This is a genomic window from Streptomyces sp. NPDC056987, assembly GCF_042673865.1.
GTDB lineage: Bacteria > Actinomycetota > Actinomycetes > Streptomycetales > Streptomycetaceae > Streptomyces.
In genome coordinates this window covers 61,708-77,874 of sequence record NZ_JBHURV010000035.1, presented here as the reverse complement: position 1 = coordinate 77,874, position 16,167 = coordinate 61,708, and the positions used below count along the sequence as shown (strand labels likewise).

The 16,167-nt window shown below is 73.4% G+C and carries 9 protein-coding genes; 7 read left to right on the top strand and 2 right to left on the bottom strand.

The window, feature by feature from the left end:
* The first annotated feature begins 9 nt into the window (after nt 1-9).
* From pgm to ACFTZC_RS31930, 3 genes are all read left to right on the top strand, one after another.
* Nucleotides 10-1,650 carry a phosphoglucomutase (alpha-D-glucose-1,6-bisphosphate-dependent) gene (pgm, locus tag ACFTZC_RS31940; protein ID WP_382895619.1) on the top strand — a complete coding sequence of 547 codons (1,641 nt, stop codon included), beginning with the start codon at nt 10-12 and terminating at the stop codon, nt 1,648-1,650.
* Nucleotides 1,651-1,818: 168 nt separating this feature from the next.
* Complete coding sequence (locus ACFTZC_RS31935) at nt 1,819-2,802, top strand: 4-hydroxybenzoate octaprenyltransferase (RefSeq protein WP_382895617.1); 984 nt, start codon at nt 1,819-1,821, stop codon at nt 2,800-2,802.
* A 24-nt stretch (nt 2,803-2,826) separates the two neighbouring features.
* On the top strand, nt 2,827-3,720 hold the full coding sequence (locus tag ACFTZC_RS31930; protein WP_382895616.1) for an oxygenase MpaB family protein: 894 nt from the start codon (nt 2,827-2,829) through the stop codon (nt 3,718-3,720).
* 6 nt (nt 3,721-3,726) lie between these two features.
* Here ACFTZC_RS31930 and ACFTZC_RS31925 read toward each other — a convergent pair whose 3' ends face one another.
* Nucleotides 3,727-5,955, bottom strand: a complete 2,229-nt coding sequence (locus ACFTZC_RS31925) for a SpoIIE family protein phosphatase (protein WP_382895614.1) — start codon at nt 5,953-5,955, stop codon at nt 3,727-3,729.
* 365 nt (nt 5,956-6,320) lie between these two features.
* Between ACFTZC_RS31925 and ACFTZC_RS31920 the strand changes: the two genes are divergently transcribed.
* Nucleotides 6,321-8,795: a SpoIIE family protein phosphatase gene (locus ACFTZC_RS31920; RefSeq protein ID WP_382895612.1), complete on the top strand. Its 2,475-nt coding sequence runs from the start codon at nt 6,321-6,323 to the stop codon at nt 8,793-8,795.
* 10 nt (nt 8,796-8,805) lie between these two features.
* On the opposite strand, the gene ACFTZC_RS31915 is transcribed toward ACFTZC_RS31920, so the two are convergent.
* Nucleotides 8,806-10,608, bottom strand: coding sequence for a TIM barrel protein (locus tag ACFTZC_RS31915; RefSeq protein WP_382895610.1), 1,803 nt, complete (start codon nt 10,606-10,608; stop codon nt 8,806-8,808).
* Between the two features lie 166 nt (nt 10,609-10,774).
* On the opposite strand from ACFTZC_RS31915, the gene ACFTZC_RS31910 reads away from it, so the two are divergent.
* From ACFTZC_RS31910 to ACFTZC_RS31900, 3 genes are all read left to right on the top strand, one after another.
* Nucleotides 10,775-11,611, top strand: coding sequence for an IclR family transcriptional regulator (locus tag ACFTZC_RS31910; RefSeq protein ID WP_382895609.1), 837 nt, complete (start codon nt 10,775-10,777; stop codon nt 11,609-11,611).
* A 569-nt stretch (nt 11,612-12,180) separates the two neighbouring features.
* Nucleotides 12,181-13,410 (top strand): MFS transporter, encoded by a 1,230-nt coding sequence (locus ACFTZC_RS31905; protein WP_382895607.1) that lies wholly within the window; start codon nt 12,181-12,183, stop codon nt 13,408-13,410.
* A 38-nt stretch (nt 13,411-13,448) separates the two neighbouring features.
* Nucleotides 13,449-16,076, top strand: a complete 2,628-nt coding sequence (locus tag ACFTZC_RS31900; protein WP_382895605.1) for a hypothetical protein — start codon at nt 13,449-13,451, stop codon at nt 16,074-16,076.
* Nucleotides 16,077-16,167: the final 91 nt, after the last annotated feature.

Here is a 16,167-nt window from a genome sequence, read left to right as displayed (position 1 = left end):
AATGGGCAGATGCCGCACGAACGAGCGGGACAGCCGGCCCGGCCGGAGGACCTCATCGATGTCGCCGAGCTGGTGACCGCCTACCACGCGCTGCACCCCGATCCCCAGGAGCCGGGCCAGCGTGTGGCGTTCGGGACCTCCGGGCACCGCGGTTCGTCCCTCGCCACCGCGTTCAACGAGGACCACATCGCCGCGACCAGCCAGGCGATCTGCGAGTACCGGGCGCTCCAGGGCACCGACGGGCCGCTCTTCCTCGGCGCCGACACCCACGCGCTCTCCGAGCCCGCCCAGGTGACCGCCGTCGAGGTGTTCGCGGGCAACTCCGTGACCGTGCTCATCGACAGCGCCGACGGCTACACCCCCACCCCGGCCGTCTCGCACGCGATCCTCACGCACAACCGCGGCCGTACGACGGGCCTCGCCGACGGCGTGGTGGTCACCCCGTCCCACAACCCGCCCGCCGACGGCGGTTTCAAGTACAACCCGCCGAGCGGCGGCCCCGCCGGGTCCGAGGCGACCAACTGGATCCAGGACCGCGCCAACGAGATCATCGCGGGCGGCCTCAAGGACGTGCGCAGGCTGCCGTACCGGAGTGCCCTGGCCGCTCCCGGCACCGGGCGGTACGACTTCCTCGGCACGTACGTGGCCGATCTGCCCGCCGTGCTCGACCTGGACGCGGTGCGCGCCGCCGGTGTACGGATCGGCGCGGACCCGCTGGGCGGCGCGTCGGTCGCGTACTGGGGCCGGATCGCCGAGGAGCACCGGCTCGACCTGACGGTGGTCAACCCGGAGACCGATCCGACCTGGCGGTTCATGACGCTGGACTGGGACGGCAAGATCCGGATGGACTGCTCGTCGCCGTACGCGATGGCCTCGCTGATCGAGCGGCGCGACCGGTTCGCGATCGCGACCGGCAACGACGCCGACGCGGACCGGCACGGCATCGTCACCCCGGACGGCGGGCTGATGAACCCCAACCACTATCTCGCGACCGCGATCTCGTACCTCTACGCCCACCGTGACCGCTGGCCGGCGGCCGCCGGGATCGGCAAGACCCTGGTCTCGTCGGGGATGATCGACCGGGTGGCCGCGGACCTCGGCCGGCCGCTGGTCGAGGTGCCCGTCGGCTTCAAGTGGTTCGTGGACGGGCTGGCCGGCGGCTCGCTCGGCTTCGGCGGCGAGGAGTCGGCCGGGGCGTCGTTCCTGCGCCGCGACGGCTCGGTGTGGACCACCGACAAGGACGGCATCATCCTGGCGCTGCTCGCCTCCGAGATCCTCGCGGTGACCGGGAAGACCCCCTCCGAGCAGTACGCCGCGCTCACCGCGCGCTTCGGGGAGCCCGCGTACGCCCGGATCGACGCGCCCGCCACCCCGGCCCAGAAGGCGGTGCTCGCGCGGCTCTCGCCGGCGCAGGTCACCGCGGACAGCCTCGCCGGGGAGCCGGTCACCGGGGTGCTCACCGAGGCGCCGGGCAACGGCGCGCCGATCGGCGGCATCAAGGTGTCCACGGAGAACGCCTGGTTCGCCGCGCGCCCCTCCGGCACCGAGGACGTCTACAAGATCTACGCGGAGTCCTTCCTCGGCGCGGACCATCTCGGCCGGGTCCAGGAGGAGGCCAGGGCGGTGGTCTCGGCGGCCCTGGGCGGCTGACACCACCGGCCGGAACGGCCGCCGCCCGGCCTGCACTTACGGCCCCTTTCCCTTGCCCGTAAGACTCTCTTTTCCGGGGATCTCCCCGGCAGGACGGAGAACTCGCCCAATCCGGGGCTAAGTTGAGCCGATCGGCAGCCAATCCCTCTGGAAGGGACGCGAATCGGTATGACCGTCGCCTCAAATGCCCCGGCTCACGTCCCGGCTCAGGTCCCGCCCCCGGACCCGCCCCACGTCCCGGCTCAGGGCCCGGCCCGCGGCCCTGCCGCCCGGCTCGTGGGGCGGGCCCCCGCCGGGGTGCGGCCGTATCTGGAGTCGCTGCGGCTGGACCGGCCGGTGGGGTCCTGGCTGCTGGTGGTGCCCGGATGGATCGCCCTGGCGGCGATCGCCGGGCCCCGGGACGGGGTCCTGCTCGGGCTGCTGCTCCTGGTGTACGGGGTGCTGTCGAGGGGGGCCGCCTGCGGGCTCAACGACGTGCTGGACGCGCGGTTCGACGCACAGGTGCCGCGTACGGCGGGGCGGCCCGTCGCCTCCGGGCGGCTGGCACCCGGGCGGGCACTGGCGCTGTGTGTGGTGGTGGGGGCCGCCGCTCCGCTGGTGATGGGGTTCTGGAGTGTGGAGGCCGTGGTGTGGGCGGCGGCCGGGGCGCCCCTCGCGGCGGTGTATCCGTACATGAAGCGGGTCACCCACTGGCCGCACGTGTGGCTGGGGATCACCATCAACTGGACGGTGCCACTGGTGTACGTCCTGCTCACCGGAGGGCTCGGGCTCGGCGGTGTGCTCCTGTACGGGGCGGTGATCTGCTGGGCCGTGGGGACGGACGTGATCTACGCCTGCCAGGACCGGGAGGCCGATGTGCGGGCCGGGGTGCGGTCGGCCGCCGTGCTGCTGGGGCTCCGCCGTACCCGGGTGCTGGTGGGCGGCGTGTACGCGGCGTGTGTGGTGCTGCTCGCCTGGTTCGGGGTGGTGGCCGGGCTCGGGCCGCTGTACTGGCCCGGACTGTGCGTGGTCGCGGGGCAGTTGGGATGGCAGGTGTGGCGGGCCGACCCCGCCGACGTCGGGGCCTGCGGGCGGGCGTTCGCCACCAACCCCCTGTGCGGAGTGCTCATCCTCGTGGCCGTGCTCGCCGGGCGGGTCGGTACCCTCGGCTGAGGGACACGGACCCTGGAGGTGCCGGTGGGAGTGCGGGAACGGATCGCGGCGGAACTCACCGCGACCATGCACGGCGGGGATCTCAAGCTGGAGCGGTACGCGGGGCCGCCCGGTGATCCCGGGCTGTTCGGGATCGCTCCGGGGGACCCGGTGTGGCGGGTGCACGGGCACGCCACCGGGATGCTCACCGGCGGGTTCGCCGCGCTCATGCTCCAGTCGCTCCATCCGCTGGCCATGGCGGGGGTCGACCAGCACTCCGACTTCCGCGCCGATCCGGTCGGGCGGCTCAACGGAACCGTACGGTTCATCACCACGACCACCTTCGGCTCCTCGGCCGCCTCCCGCGAGGTGATCGACCTCGTCCGGCGGATCCACACCCGGGTGCACGGCACCGCGCCCGACGGCCGGCCGTACCGCGCGGACGACCCCGACCTGCTCACCTGGGTGCACACCGCCGAGGTACACAGCTTCCTGGCCGGCCACCAGACCTACGCGCCCCGGCCGCTCCGACTGACCCCCGCCGAATGCGACGCCTACTACCGCCAGGCCGCCCCCATGGCCGAGGCGTTGGGCGCACGGAACGTACCGCGCACGTCCCTCGAAGCCGAGCGTCACCTGGCCCGCATGCGCCCCCAACTCCACGCCACCGCAGCCGCGTTGGACTCGGTCCTGTTCCTCCGCCGCTTCGGACGCACCCGACGGGAGCGGCTGGTCGTGGGCCTGCTCACGAATGCCTCGGTCGGACTCCTCCCCGACTGGGCCCGCACCGAACTCGGCATCCGCCGCCCGGCCCCCGTCCGCGCCGGCTGGGACCGGCCCCTGGCGACGGCCGTCGGACGCACCCTCCAGTGGGGGCTCGGGCCCTCCCGGATCCAGGCCGCCGCCCGGGGGCGGCTGGCGGAGGCGCGGCAGGGATGACGCCGGTCAGGCCGCCGGGAGGGGCTGTTCGGCCCAGATCGCCTTCCCGCCGGGGATCTGGCGGGTACCCCAGCGCCGGGTGAGCTGGGCGACCAGCAGCAGCCCGCGCCCGCCCTCGTCGTAGACCCGGGCCCGGCGCATGTGCGGCGCGGAGGTGCTGTGGTCGGAGACCTCGCACAGGAGCGTACGGTCGCGGATCAGCCGGAGCAGCACGGGGCCCCGGCCGTGCAGGATCGCGTTGGTGAACAGCTCGCTGACGACCAGTTCGGTGGTGAAGGTCAGCTCTTCGAGCCCCCACGCGGCCAGTTGGCCGGTGATGCGCTCGCGGGCGTCCGCGACGAGTTCGGGCTCCGCGGGCAGTTCCCAGGTGACGACCTGTTCCGCGTCGAGCACCCGGGTGCGGGCGAGCAGCAGGGCGACATCGTCGGTGCGGGACGGCGAGAGCAGCTTGTCGAGCACCGTGTCGCAGGTGGACTCCAGCGACGGGGAGGGCGTGCCCAGGATCGCGCAGAGGCCCTCCACACCGGAGCCGGGCTCGGTGCCCAGCCCTTTGCCGGTGCCAGCGCCGTGCTCCGGCGACTCGATCAGGCCGTCGGTGTAGAGGGCCAGCGTGCTGCCCTCGGGAATCTCGAACTCGGCGGACTCGAAGGGCAGGTCCCCCAGGCCGAGCGGCGGTCCCGCGGGCAGGTCGAGCAGGTGCGCCGCGCCGTCGGGGGTGGCGAGCACCGGTGGCGGGTGGCCGGCCCGGGCCGCGCAGCAGGCGCGGGCGACCGGGTCGTAGACCGCGTACAGACAGCTCGCGCCGATGTCCTCGTCGGCGGCGGCGCCGGGGTCGCCGTCCGGTCCCGCGCTCCCGAAGTTCTCCGAGGCGAGCCGTACCACCACGTCGTCGAGGTGGGTGAGGAGTTCGTCCGGAGGCAGGTCGATGTCGGCGAGGGTGCGGACGGCCGTACGGAGCCGGCCCATGGTGGCGGAGGCGTGGATGCCGTGCCCGACGACGTCCCCCACCACCAGCGCGACCCGGGAGCCGGCCAGCGGAATGACGTCGAACCAGTCGCCGCCCACGCCGTACTGGGAGTCGGCCGGGCGGTAGCGCGTGGCGACCTCGACGGCCGACTGCGGGGGCAGTCCGCGCGGCAGCAGACTGCGCTGGAGGGTGACGGCGGTGGCCCGCTCGCGGGTGTAGCGGCGGGCGTTGTCGATGCAGATCGCGGCCCTGGCGGCCAGCTGCTCGGCGAGGGCGAGGTCCTCCTCGGTGAAGGGCTCCGGGTGCAGGTGCCGGGTGAAGAGCGCGGCGCCCAGGATGTTGCCCCGGGCGACCAGCGGGGCCGCCACGAGGGACCGGACCCCGAAGCCGGCGGCGAGGGCGCCGCGCCGGGGGTCGCGCGCCATCCAGTCGGTGTACGCCTGGTCCCCGGGGCCGGTGAGCACGGCGTGTCCGGTGGCGAGGCAGCGGGCCGGGGGCGAGGACTCGGGGTAGTGGTCGAGGTCGCCGACGGCGACGGCGGCCTCGGGGGCGTCCGGGTGCCGGGCCGATTCGTGCGCGACGCGGCGCAGCGGGATGTCGCCGGAGACCGGTCCGGGGGTCGGCTCGTCGCCGCGCAGTACGGAGTCCAGCAGGTCGACGCTGATGAAGTCGGCGAATCCGGGGAGCGGTGTGCTCGCCAGTTCCTGGGCGGTGCGGGTGACGTCCAGGGTGGTGCCGATCCGCATGCTGGCCTCGCTGAGCAGGGCGAGGCCCGCGCGTGCCCTGCGCTGCGCGCTGTTCTCGAAGCCGGTCACGGCGAGCGCGTGGACCCGTCCCGAGGCGTTCCTGAGCGGCGAGAGGGAGAGCGCCCAGGAGCGGAGGTGCCGCTCGCCGTCCACGCGGCGGACGGTCTGGAGGGACTCGGCCTCGCCGGTGCGCACCACCCGGCGCAGGGCGGCTTCGAGCGCGCCGGCCGGCGTCTGCGGACCGCCCCCGCGCGCCGGGCGTCCGCCGTCCGGGCCGGCCGCATCGTCGTCGGCTCCGCCGTCGTGGGCTCCGCCGTCGTCCGGACCGTCGTCCGCCGCGCCGTCGTCCAGCAGGAAGCCGGAGCGGTGGCCGCGCATCTCGGCCTCGGTGCGGCCGGCGATCCGGCACATCCGTTCGTTGGCGTGGAGCAGCCGCAGATCCGCGTCGTACACCGCCATGGGCAGGACGGACTGGGCGAATGACAGCGCCTGCCAGAGAGCCGCTTCGCGCGTGTCATCCATGGTGCTCGCTCCCCGCCGGGCCCTGCCTTTCAGGCGTACGGACGACCCGTGGTGCCGGTCGCCCCCTGGTACCCGGTGATCAAGACTACAAATCGGTACGAACCGTACCCTTCAAGTAGTTTTCCCCGTTGGCTTTCCTCCCACCCCCTTCCCGCTCACCCCTTTCGCCGTCCTGACGTTTTCCTGTCGCCTTCCTTCGCCTTCCTTCGCCTTCCTTCGCCTTCCACCGTTCTCCTTACGCCCTCCTTAGGAGCAGCCCCGCTTGTTGGGCGGCCCCGGGTGCCCCACGCTGGGGAACGTGGTTCCGTACGGCGTGGCGCCGAGCCGCGCGTGGGGGCAGTGCGGCGAACGTGGGACGGTCGACGATGACGCGCCAAGGCAGCCCCTCCCCTGGCCCCGGCGACCGGCCGGAAGGCCCCGTCGGCGACGCGGACGCCGACGCCGCCACGGTCAGGGTGGACCCGCGGGGCGTTCTCACCTCGTGGAGCGAGGGCGCCGAGCGGCTGCTGGGCTACCCGGCGTCGGAGACGGTGGGCCGCGAGGCCACGATGCTGCTGGCGCGGGGGCTGCCCGAGGGGGGTCTGCCCGAGGGGCTGCGGCCCGACGGCGGACAGCCGCGCTGGACCGGCACCGTCACCCTGCGGCACCGGGACGGCCGTCCCCTGGACGTACGGGTCCTGGCCCACCGGCAGGATCCGACCGACCGCGCGCCCGGCGGCGGCTGGCTGCTGGTCTCCGCGCTGAGCGGTACGGAGGCGGTGGCCGAGGACGCCGAACTGAGCCGCTGGGCGTTCGACCAGTGCCCGTGCGCCCTGGCCGTGTACGACACCCGGCTGCGGCTGCGCCGGGTGAACGGCGCGATGGACCAGGTCATCGGGCTGCCGGAGGACGAGATCCGCGGCCTGCACCTCGCCGAGATCGGCGGCAAGCCGCAGAGCGCCGAGCTGGAGGACCAGATGCGCGAGGCACTGACCACCGGCACCGCGCTCGACGCCCGTACCTTCATGCGGACCGGCGGCGAGGCCGAGGAGCACGCCTGGTCGGCCCGGCTCGCCCCGCTGCGCGACGAGGAGGGCCGGGTACGGGGCGTGTGCCTGGCCGCGCACGATGTCACCGAGGAGGTGCTGGCCCGGCAGCGGCTGCTGCTGCTCAACAGCGCGAGCGTCCGGATCGGCAGCACGCTGGACGTGAACCGCACCGCGTGGGAGCTGGCCGACGTGTGCGTGCCCCACCTCGCGGACTTCGTCAGCGTCGATCTGCTGGAACATCTCGCCGACGGCGCCGAGCCGCCACCGGGCCCGGTCACCGGCCCCGTACCGCTGCGCAGGGTGGCGCACCGCTCCCGTACGGAGGACCGCGTCAACGAGGACGCCCCCGACGCGTGGGTGAAGGTGGGCGACGTACAGATCTATCCGGACTTCTCTCCCCTGGCGGCCTGTCTGGCATCGGGCCGTCCCGTACTGAACGTGATGACGGACCCGGTCATGCGGCGCTGGGCCGAACTGATCCCCGCGCGCGCCGCGCACGCCAAGAAGTACGGCTTCCACTGGGTGATGGCCGTACCGGTCCTGGCGCGCGGTACGACGCTCGGTGTGGCGGTCTTCTCCCGGTTCGAGGGCGGTGTGCCGTTCGCCCCCGACGATGTGCTGCTGGCCGAGGAGATCACCGCGCGGGCGGCGGTGTGCATCGACAACTCGCGGCGCTTCACCCGGGAGCAGAACACCTCCCTCGCGCTCCAGCGCAGTCTGCTGCCGCATCATCTGCCCCGGGCCAATGCCGTGGAGATCGCCTCCCGCTACCTGCCGGCCTCCCCGCACCCCGGGGTCGGCGGGGACTGGTTCGACGTGATTCCGCTCTCCGGCGCGCGGGTCGCGCTGGTGGTGGGCGACGTGGTGGGGCACGGCATCCAGGCGTCGGCCACCATGGGCCGGCTCCGCACGGCGGTGCGCACCCTCGCCGATGTCGATCTGCCGCCGGACGAACTCCTCACCCATCTCGACGATCTCGTGATCCGGCTCTCCGCCGAGGCGGGCGCCGAGCAGACGTCGGCCGAGGTGGGCGCCACCTGTCTGTACGCGGTGTACGACCCGATCTCGCGGCGCTGCACCCTCGCGGGCGCGGGCCATCCGCCGCCCGTCGTGGTCACCCCGGACGGCCGGACGTACCCCGTCGAACTGCCGGTCGGTCCGCCGCTCGGGGTCGGCGGACTGCCGTTCGAGTCGGTCGACTTCGAGCTGCCGGAGAGCACCGTGCTCGCGCTGTACACCGACGGTCTGCTGGACGGCGGGGACCGCGACACCGACGAGGGCCGGCGGATCCTCGCCGAGGTGCTGACGCGTCCCGCCGCGTCGCTGGACGCCGCCTGCGGCGCGGTCCTGAGCACGCTGCTGCCCGACGGCCGCGCGCAGGACGACGTGGCGCTGCTGCTGGCCCGTACGAAGGTGCTGGACACCGCGCACGTGGCGACCTGGGACGTGCCCGCGGACCCCGCAGAGGTGGCCAGGACCCGCGGCTATGTCACCGCGCAGCTCCGGGACTGGCGGCTGGAGGACGCGATCTTCGCGACCGAACTCGTCACCAGCGAGCTGGTCACCAACGCCATCCGGCACGCCGCGCCACCGATCCAGCTCCGGCTGATCCACGACCTGTCGCTGATCTGCGAGGTCTCCGACTCCAGCACCACCGTGCCGCATCTGCGCCGGGCGCGCGCCTTCGACGAGGGCGGCCGGGGGCTGCTGCTGGTCGCCCAGCTCACCCAGCGCTGGGGCAGCCGGCACAATCCGACGGGCAAGACGATCTGGGCGGAGCAGATCCTCCACCCGGAGAACGGCGAGGTGTAGGGAACGCCGTTCAGTGGTCCGCGGCGCGCTGCGCCGCCAGCCGGACGGCGGCGTTGGCCGCGCCGTATCCCTGGTAGCCGCCGGTGCGCTGGACCACCTCGAAGAAGATCCGGCCGATCGACGCCGTGTAGAAGTGGCGGAACTCCCCGCCCCGTTCATCACGGTCGTAGAGGATGCCCAGTTCGCGGTACGTGTCCAGCTCACCGGGGGCGAACGCGAAGCGGGCATCGAGGTCGTCGTAATAGTTGGCGTAGCCGGCCGAGATGTCCAGCAGCGCCGCGCCGCGCTCCCGTACCAGCCGGGCCGTGGCGATTATGTCGTCCGTGGCGAGGGCGAGGTGCTGCGCGCGTCCCGTGTCACCGGTCGGCAGGGGGGCGAGGTTGAGCACGAGCCGCGGCTCCCCCGCGCCGCCGGTCAGGGCGCGGCTGCGGAAGAGGCCGTACGGGTCGGCGATGTCGACGCTGTCGTGCGGGCTCAGACCGAGCACGGTGCGGTGGAACAGGACCGCCTCGTCGTACTGGTGCCACGGCTGGGTGAGCGCGACATGGTCGACCCGGCGGATCCCGGTGGACCGCGCCGGGCTCCGGGCGGGCACGGCGGGGAAGTCGCCGGTCCAGTCGGGCAGTCCGGCGCGGCCGGTGGCGCAGAAGAAGAGTTCGGTGCCGTCGGGGGCCGCGACCGCGTCCAGCGGTACGTCGGCGGCGGCCCGGCGGCGCGGCAGGACCGGTGCGAGAAGCGCCTCGGCGCGCCGGGCGGCGCGGCCCGGGTCGGGTGTCTCCAGGCCGATCGCGGCGAGCGCGGTGGACGCGCGCCGGCCGCCCGCCGCGGTGTTGAGCAGGACCCGTGCCTCGCCCTGGGCCCACAGCTCCACCGGCTTCGTGGCGTGCCTCCCGGTGCGGGCGAAACCGAGGGCGCCCAGCAGTTCCCCGACGGGTCCTGGGTCGGGGGTGGCCAGCTCGGCGAAGGCGAAACCGGAGGGTACGACGGGGCCGGGCAGCCCGGCGAGGCCTGCGGAGTCCTCCAGCGCGATCAGCGACCGCAGCGCGTCCACGGCGGTGAGGCCCGCCTCCGCCTGCCGGAAGACATCGTTGAAGACCTCCAGCGAGAGCGGACCCTCGTATCCGGCGTGGACCGCCTGGCGGACCAGTCCGGCGACATCGAAGCCGCCCTGCCCCGGGAAGCAGCGGTAGTGCCGGCTCCACTGGAGCACGTCCATCGCCATCAGCGGGGCGTCGGCGAGCTGGAGGAAGAAGATCTTCTCGCCGGGGATGTCCGCGATGCCCCGCGGGTCCGAGCCCCGGGACAGGATGTGGAAGCTGTCGAGGCAGACCCCGAGCGCGGGGTGCCCGGCCGCCGCCACGATCCGCCAGGCGTGGTCGTACGTCGAGACATGGCGCCCCCAGGCCAGCGCCTCGTACGCGATCCGGACACCAGCTTCCCGCGCACGCTCGGCGAGGGCGTGGAGCTGGGCGGCGGCGAGGGCGTCGTCGTCCTCGGCGTGCGGGGAGACGCTGGAGCAGACCAGCAGCGTGTCCGCGCCGAGCCGGCGCATGACGTCGAACTTCAGCTCGGCGCGGCGCAGGTTGCGCGCGAAGAGCTCCGCCGGGACGGCCTCGACGTCGCGCATCGGCTGGTACAGGTCGATGGTCAGGCCCAGGTCCGCCGCGCGGTCCCGTACCTCTTCCGGCGCGAGCGGGGAGGCGAGCAGGTCGTTCTCGAAGATCTCGACGCCGTCGAAGCCCGCACGCGCGGCGGCGGCGAGCTTCTCGCCGAGGGAGCCGCTCAGGGAGACGGTGGCGATGGACTTGCGCACAACAACCTCCGTTGGTCCACTGCACGGACCATATGGTCCGTGGAGTGGAGAGACTAGGGCGCGGAAAGGGCACCGGCAAGGGTCGCGCCCGCACCGGCACCGGGTCGCACCGCCGCGGGGATAGGGTGCGTGGGGCGCGTACGACAGGAGCGGGAGGCGGTGGGCGGTGGACGACGGGACCGGGCGGTCCGACGGCGAACAGGACGCCGGTGAGCGGGATACGGGCGAGCGGGACACCGGCGGCGGGGTACGCAGCGTCCGGCGGGCCCTGGACATCCTGACCCTCCTGACGGAGGACCGGCCGGTCGTCTCGCTCCGGGAGATCACCGAGGCCACCGGGCTGCCGAAGACGACGGTGCTGCGCCTGGTCCACACACTGGAACAGAGCGGGCTGCTGTGGTCCGCCGAGGGCGGCTACACCGCGGGCCCCGGGCTGTGGCGATGGGCGCATCTCGCGCGCCGCCAGTGGGAGGTCACCCGCGGGACCCGCGCCCTGATGCGCGAACTCGCGGACCGGACCCGGGAGACGGTCAATGTCTTCGTCGCGCACGATCTGCGCCGGGTGTGCGTCGCGCACGAGGAGAGCCCGCACCCGCTGCGCCATGTGATCGACGTGGGCGACGAACAGCCGCTGTGGGCCGGCGCGTCCTCGAAGATCCTGCTCGGCGACGCGCCGGACGCGCTGCTGCGGCGTATCGCGCTCGCCTCGCCGGACGGCGAGCCCGCCATGGCGCGGCTGCGCACGGCGGCCCAGGAGGCGCGGCGCCGCGGGTACGCGGTGAGCAGCGGGGAGTGGGACGACGGGCTGACCGCCGTGGCCGTACCGGTCACCGGGCGGTCGGGCGCCGTCATCGCCTCGCTCTCCCTGAGCGGCCCGAGCCAGCGTTTCCCGTACGAGGCGATCGAGCGGTTCGCCGCCGATCTGACCGAGGTCGCCCGGCTGATCTCGGAGCAGGGCTTCAGCCACCCACTCGGTCCGCGCGACCGGTCCGGAACGCCCTGACAGGCCCTCGTGCGGTTCGACGCCCATTTCGCCGACGTACCGACCGACGGCCGATCACTCTCCTTCACCGATTTCGGGCCGGCTCCGAGCTCCCGCTTCGAACTCTCCGGCAATGAGGCCGGGTTCCCCGGGATCGCCACGGCCCTCGGCGCGGACGGGGCACCGTAGTCCCCGACGAGCCCGGCACGGCACACTGCCCGCCGTCTCGACCGCCCCATCTACTTAATCGATTAACTTCACGTTACCGCGCCATTGACGACAGCACCAGGACACCTCTATCTTCCGAGGCAGGCGCACTGAAACCATTCAGTAGCGCGGAAAGCCCTGGGAAGTCGCCGACCGGTCAACCGCCCCGGCCACCGCCCCGGACGCCGGCACCGGCACCGGCGACCACGCACCGCCTCGTCGCCGTCCACCGCTCCTGCGCCGTCCCCGCGCACACCGCCTCAACTCCCGGCCCCGCCCTGCCCCGTCAAGGAAGACGAGAACAGATGAACGTTCAGCAGCCACCCGTACCGCAGAAGCCACCCATCCCGAGATCCCTGTGGTTCAGGTCAGGCGTGGCCGGCATGGCCTCCTACCTGGACGCGGCGGCGATCGTGTCCACCGGATCGGCGCTGGTGATGTACTCGGGCCCGCTGGGCCTGGACAGGAGTGAGATCGGCACACTGGCCTCCATGCTCACCCTGTCGATCGCCACCGGCGCCCTGCTGGGAGGCCGGCTCGGTGACCGGTACGGACGCCGCAGGGTGTTCATGGCCACGGTGAGCCTGATGGCGGTGGGCGCGGTGCTCCTCACCGCCGCCACCAGCAGTGGGTTCCTGTACGTCGGTGTCGTCGTGGCGGGATTCGCCGCCGGAGCCGATCTGCCGGTGTCGATCTCCCTGATCGGCGAGCAGGCCCCGGAGGGGGCCCGGGGCAAACTCGTCGCCCTCTCCCAGGTGTTGTGGTACGCGGGCATCGTCACCACACAGCTGATCGGGCTGCTGGTCGGCGACATGGGCGCGACCGGCGCACGGATCCTCTACGCGCATGTGGCCGTGGTCGCCGTACTGGTCCTGGCCCTCCGCCTGAAGCTGCCGGAATCACAGCAGTGGATCGATCAGCGCCGCACGGCCGATGCCGGGGCCGGGGGCCCGGCCGCCCCCTCCGTCGCACGCGCGTTGCTGAGGAAGCCCCACCTCAAGGCTCTGGTGGGCCTGGCGTTGTTCTACTCGCTGACCAATCTGGCGGCCAACACCAAGGGGCAGTTCGGCGCGTACCTCTACGTCGAGGTCGCGGACAGCACCGTGCGGGTCGCGTCGGCCGTCGGGCTGGCGACGCTGTTCATCAGCGTCCCGATGGCGATGCTGTTCATGCGGACCGTGGACGGCCGCAACCGCATGCGCTGGTACACACTGGGCGCGGTCTGCTTCGTCCTGTCCTGCGCGGTCCCCGCCACCTTCGGGGTCCACGTGTGGACCCTCGCGCTGGGGAGCCTCGTCGGCGCGGCCGGCAGCGCGCTCGCCTTCGAGGGCATCTTCAAGGTGTGGTCGCAGGAGACCTTCCCCACGCTGCTGCGGGCCACGGCACAGGGCGCGATCATCGCCTTCGCCCGGGTGGTGGCCGCGGCGGTCGCCCTGTGGACGCCGATGCTGCTGGACGCCGGTCCTCGCGTCATGTTCGGCGCGCTCGCCGTCGTCGTCGCCGGTGCCACCGCCGTCGGGGTCGTCCTCGACCGCCTCCCCAAGATCCGGCCGGGCGCTCCGGCGGACGGCTCCGCCGCCCCCGTGACCGTCCCGGTGGCCGACGGCAGTTGACCGTCCGCCCCACCCTCCCGCCCTTCAGGAAAGGCATCATGCCCACGTCGTCCCCGCTGCCGCCCACCCCACCGCGTCACCGTCCCGCACCGCCGTGGCACACCGTCGCCTGGCGCGGCCACTGGATCGGCCACCCCGACGACGCGGCGGAGCCGTCGCGCCGGAACGCGACGGAGGGCGAGGTGCCCGGCGGGCTCGTCCGCCGGCTGTTCCGGACCACGTGCGCGCTGGAGTCGGTGCCGGCGCGGGTGCCGGCCCGCCTGACCGCCGACTCCCGCTACCTCCTTCTCGTCAACGGCGAGGAGGTCGGCCGGGGCCCGGTCAGGTCCCAGCCCCAGCGCATGTGTTACGACGACTACGATCTCGCGCCCCGGCTGCGTCCGGGTACCAACACCGTCAGTGTGCTCGTCACCCACTACGGTGATCCGAACGCCTTCTGGCAGCCCGCCTCGTCCACCGCCGCACCGGGCGCCGCCACGGCACCGGGCGGCCACACGGCGCTGGTCTTCGAGGCCGACCTCGGCGGCGGCACCTGGCTGACCAGCGACAGGACCTGGACCGTGCGGCACATGGCGGGCCTGGGGGCCGCGCCGCCCCAGGGCTTCCACGGCATCCCCGTCGAGGTCGTCGACGCGCGGAAGTTCCCGGCGGACTGGCTGAGGCGCCGCGAAGACGGCGACAAGAACGGCAAGAGCGACGAGAACGACAAGAACAACGGGAACAACGAGAAGGACGGGAGCGGGAGCCGGGGCATGGCCGCGGCATGGGTGCCCGTCCGTACCGTCCACGCCGGGCACATGGGTGGCCTGGCCCGCTCGCAACCGCCCGTCCATCCGTACGGGGCGCTGCATCCGCGTCCGATCGGGCCCCTGGAAGAAGGCACCCCGCTCACCCCCGTGGCGTACCGGCTCGGCGAGGAGACCCCCTCCGCGCCGGCGCTCGACCATCCCGTCGCCCAGGTCGCCCAGCACGTCGGCCGCCACGGTGACCTGTCGCGTACCCCGACGCCCGCCCCGCTCGCCGCCCCGATCCGGTTCCGGGCCGCCGCGGGCACCGCGCGCCTGGTCACCGCGGACTTCGGGCGGATCGTGTGCGGGCTGGTCGGCTTCCGGCTCTCCGCTCCGCGCGGCACCCGGATCGACCTCCTCCACCAGGAGAAACCCGTCGATCCGTCCCGGGCCGGCCGCGTCTCCAACGTGACCGGCGCGCGGTACACCGCCCGGGGCAGTGACGACGCGTTCGAAGCGCTGGAGGTGAACGGGCTGCGCTTCGTACGGCTCCTGGTCCACGCCGAGTCGGCCGGTGACATCGTCATCGGCGAGATCAGCGTCCGGGAACGCCTGTACCCCATCCGCGGCGCGGCGTTCTTCGAGTCCGACGACGACGAACTCAACCGGCTCTACGCGGCGGGCCGCCGTACCGTCACCCTCAACTCCCAGGACGCGTACACCGATTGCCCGACCCGGGAGCAGCGCGCGTGGGTGGGCGACGGTGTGGTGCATCAGATGGTGCATCTCACCACGTCCACCGACTGGTCCCTGGCCCGCCGTTACCTGCGGCTCGCCGACTCTCCACGCCCGGACGGGCTGCTGCCGCGGAGCGTGGTGGGCGACATGGAGTACCGGACGGGCCCCACCATCCCGGACTGGTCGCTGAGCTGGATCCACGGTGTGCACAGCCAGTTCCGCTACGAAGGGGCCTCCGCGACGGTACGGGAACTCCTGCCGTCCGTGGAACGGGTGCTGCGCTGGTATCTGCCCTACCGCAACGAGCACGGTGTGCTCGAACACGTGCCGGAATGGAACCTGGTCGACTGGTCCGCCGTGTTCCTGAGCGGCACCAGTTCGATCCTGACCGCCCTGTGGGCCAGAGCGCTGCGTGAGTTCGCCGAGATCAGCACGGCGTGCGGCAACGCGGGCAACGCCGCCTGGGCGACGGAGCTGTGGGAGCGGGCGCGCGACGGGTTCGAGGTGTTCTGGGACCCCGAGCGGGGAACGTACGTCGACCATCTCCTGGACGGTGTACGGCAGTCACCGGCGTCCCAGCTGGCCGGAGCCACCGCGATCGTCTCCGGCCTGGCCCCCGACTCCCGCCGGGACGCGGTGTCCGCGTGGATCGCCGATCCGAAGCGGCTGGTGGTGCGGTCCTGGATCGGCGGTGGCGACGGCGGCTACGACGACGCCAGGATCGCCGAGCAGATGCGCGGGGTGCAGACGGTGACCTGGGACCCGTGGGACGAGGTGGTGCGGGCGGAGCCCTTCGCCGGCTACCTGGTCCATGACGCGCTCGCGCTGTGCGGCCGCACGAGGGAGCTGACGGCCGCGCTGCGCGACTGGAGCCGGTTCCTCACCGACGGGTACGACACCTTCGGCGAGTGCTGGGGCTGGGGGACCCCGGCGCACGGGTGGAGTTCCACGCCCACGCGGGACATCGTGATGTACCTCCTCGGCATCGAGCCCGGTGAACCGGGCTTCGTCTCGGCCCGGATCCGGCCCGCGTTCGGGGTGACCGAGGAGATGAGCGGCGCCGCTCCGACGCCGTACGGGCTGCTGCGTGTGCGGATCAGCGGCACCGGCTGTGAGGTCGACAGTCCGGTGCCGTTCACCTTCCGGGCGGCCGACGGGACGACCACCGCGCACCCCGCCGGCCGCGCCGTGTTCCGCTGACCGGGGCCGGGGGCGCCGGGCGTGCCGGGGGCGCCGTACCGCCCGATAGGCTGGAGCGGCGGCATGCCGCGCCCGCGCTCTCGAAGGTAGG